This window comes from Alicyclobacillus acidiphilus NBRC 100859 (assembly GCF_001544355.1).
Taxonomy (GTDB): domain Bacteria; phylum Bacillota; class Bacilli; order Alicyclobacillales; family Alicyclobacillaceae; genus Alicyclobacillus; species Alicyclobacillus acidiphilus.
On the sequence record NZ_BCQI01000124.1, the window covers coordinates 1 to 2950 of the forward strand.

The 2950-nt window shown below is 55.9% G+C and carries 3 protein-coding genes; 1 reads left to right on the forward strand and 2 read right to left on the reverse strand.

Annotation, left to right across the window (positions count from 1 at the left end):
- Positions 1–192: 192 nt before the first annotated feature.
- Entirely contained in the window at positions 193–1677 is a 1485-nt protein-coding gene (gene guaB / locus AAC01S_RS18275; protein ID WP_067625907.1) for an IMP dehydrogenase, read from the reverse strand.
- A gap of 268 nt (positions 1678–1945) precedes the next feature.
- On the opposite strand from guaB, the gene AAC01S_RS18280 reads away from it, so the two are divergent.
- Positions 1946–2230 (forward strand): hypothetical protein, encoded by a 285-nt coding sequence (locus AAC01S_RS18280; RefSeq protein ID WP_067625910.1) that lies wholly within the window; start codon positions 1946–1948, stop codon positions 2228–2230.
- A gap of 262 nt (positions 2231–2492) precedes the next feature.
- Here the strand turns inward: AAC01S_RS18280 and AAC01S_RS19460 are convergent, their stop codons facing one another.
- Positions 2493–2651, reverse strand: a complete 159-nt coding sequence (locus tag AAC01S_RS19460) for a hypothetical protein (RefSeq protein ID WP_157071293.1) — start codon at positions 2649–2651, stop codon at positions 2493–2495.
- Positions 2652–2950 lie beyond the last annotated feature (299 nt).

Consider the following 2950-nt stretch of genomic DNA (forward strand, 5'->3'; position numbering starts at 1 on the left):
ACTCGATTTGCCGGTGCCTTTCGCGAGCGATTCTGCAGGGCGTCAGCCCGAAGCCTAGCGAGCGAGAGGCACCGGCAGGCACCCTAGTCGCTCCATGCGCGCCCCCACTCGATTTGCCGGTGCCTTTCGCGAGCGATTCTGCAGGGCGTCAGCCCGAAGCCTAGCGAGCGAGAGGCACCGGCAGACACATCCTTAAATCGAATAATTCGGCGCCTCTTTGGTGATTTGGACATCGTGCGGATGGCTTTCGCGCAAACCAGCCGATGTAATCCGCACAAGCTGGCTCTCGTCCTGCAACGCCTGAATGTTGTGCGATCCGGTGTATCCCATGCCGCTCCGCAGGCCGCCGACCATCTGATATAATATCTCGCTCACTGGTCCACGGTACGCGACGCGCCCCTCAATGCCTTCCGGAACGAGCTTTTTCGTCTCATCGGGCTTCTTATCACCTTGGAAATATCGATCCCCGCTGCCCGCCTTCATCGCGCCAATCGAGCCCATACCGCGGTACACCTTGAACTGCCGCCCTTGATAGATTTCAATCTCCCCAGGGCTCTCTGTCGTTCCAGCCAACAAGCTGCCAATCATCACGGAACTTGCACCGACCGCAAGCGCCTTGACGATGTCTCCGGAGTACTTGATGCCTCCGTCGGCGATGATCGGTATCCCCGCCTGGCGCGCCACGGTGGCGCATTGATAAATCGCGGTAATTTGCGGAACGCCAACGCCAGCGACGACGCGCGTTGTGCAGATGGACCCCGGCCCAATCCCGACCTTGACCGCATTGACACCGGCGTCGATCAAGGCTTTCGTGCCAGCCGCCGTCGCCACATTCCCCGCGATGATTTGAATGTCGGGATACCGCTTGCGAACGTCGCGAATCCCTTGCAGAACGCCCTCGGAATGTCCATGTGCGGTGTCGATCACGATGACATCCGCCTGCACCCGCACCAAGGCCTCCACCCGATCCATCAAATCGGCCGAAACCGTCACTGCGCCCCCGACGATCAAACGGCCCTGCGCGTCTTTCGCCGCAGCCGGGAAACGTCGGGCGTTCTCAATGTCCTTGATGGTGATGAGGCCACGGAGTTGTCCATCGCGATCGACCAAGGGCAGTTTCTCAATCTTGTGCGTCTGCAGCAGTTCCTTCGCGTCTTCCAGCGTCGTCCCAACCGGCGCCGTCACCAAATTCCCGCAGGTCATGACTTCTTTGATGGGGCGATCATAGTCGCGCTCAAAACGCAGGTCCCGGTTCGTGATGATGCCGACCAGCTTTTGCGATCCCGATTCCACAATGGGGACTCCGGAAATCCGATACTTTGCCATCAGATTTTCCGCGTCGCGAATAGGTTTATCTGGCGTTAAAAAAATCGGGTTCGTAATGACCCCGCTTTCCGATCTCTTCACCCGATCTATCTCTTCCGCCTGCTCCTCAATCGGCATATTTTTGTGAATAATCCCGATCCCGCCCTCGCGCGCCATAGCAATTGCCATCGTCGCGGTCGTCACGGTATCCATCGCCGCGCTGATAATTGGAATGTTGAGATGAATATCTGTCGTGAGTTTCGTCGATACGTCGACATCACGTGGCAATACGGTCGAGTGTGCCGGCAGCAACAACACATCGTCGAACGTCAGGCCCTCGTAGGCAAATTTATTTTCCCAAGCGTTCCCCACCACAGTTCCCCCTCATACTATGCACAGAAGTCCCGTGCCCCAAAATATTGTGAGCAGTATAGCAACGGACTATAGGGGTGTCAACGTGATCGAACAAGGTTGTTTCAGTATTCACAAAAATGGACACAGTTCGTTCAAGCAAACAGAATTTTGCGCAGACTTTGGACTAAACAAGCGCATAATGAGGAAAATTTCCTTCAGCCAATGACAGGAAATGATCACCGACAAACGAATATTCTGCTGCATATGAACTTGGGAGGATGTTTGAATGAACGATCCCGCTTGGAATTCTCGAAACGGCGCATCGCCGGGAAGCAACATGTTTGCACTGGCTGGAAGCGTCATCGGCATCATTGGATTTGTACTCAGTTGGATTCCCATCTTCGGGGTGCCCATTGGCTATACACTTGGCATTCTCGCCATCATTTTCAGCGCGATCGGGCTCGCACGCGCCAACCGCCTCGCCGCTGGCCACAGCGCAGCGACAGCCGGACTCATACTGGGCATTATGACGGTCGTCCTCAAATCGATTCCACTGATTAACCTTCTTTAGCCTTCTTCGAGGCCCAGACTCATCGACGTACAAGTTAGGCGCATGATCGCTTGATCATGCGCCATTTGCTGTACGCTCCGGGCCACAGGTTCCAAGGCATAGGTTGCCTTGGTTCGAAGAATCCTAACGGGGACAAACGAGATCGGAAGGAGGATATCCATGGGGGAATGGATCTGGGGCGTTGCCGCCATCGTGATTGTCGCAGTCCCATTGTTTTATTTGAGCTGGTACTTTAAGCACCGGAACCACAGCAAGGACTGACTCACCGCTTGGCTTCTTGCTCATTGTGAAACTTGTTCAAGTACCGATCCCAATACAAGAGCCCAAGATTGGTTCCAATTAGGATTGCGGCGGCAATCCCCATCCACGCAGCCGTTTCGCCATCGATACCTGTGAACCAAGAAACCATTTCGGCTCCCATATACCGCGATCACCACCCCATCCGAAGGATACACACAGTATGTGAAACGGACGATGGTTCAACCCTGAATAATACTGGCGGGGCGCGGTATGAACTGGTTGACCTTCCCTTGCTCCCCGGATCTCGTCCCACTCTGATGCCGCTGCCTAGTCCCGGACTGCCTGCCCGTCCGCAGGCAGCGAGGATCAAAGCTTCCCCTTCGCGTAGCGGCTGCCGGCACCAAAGATGCTGGTCGGTAAACGCAGGGGGGACAGGAGTTCCATTGCGGTGGGGCGAGGGGATGGCGCGATCGCGACGGC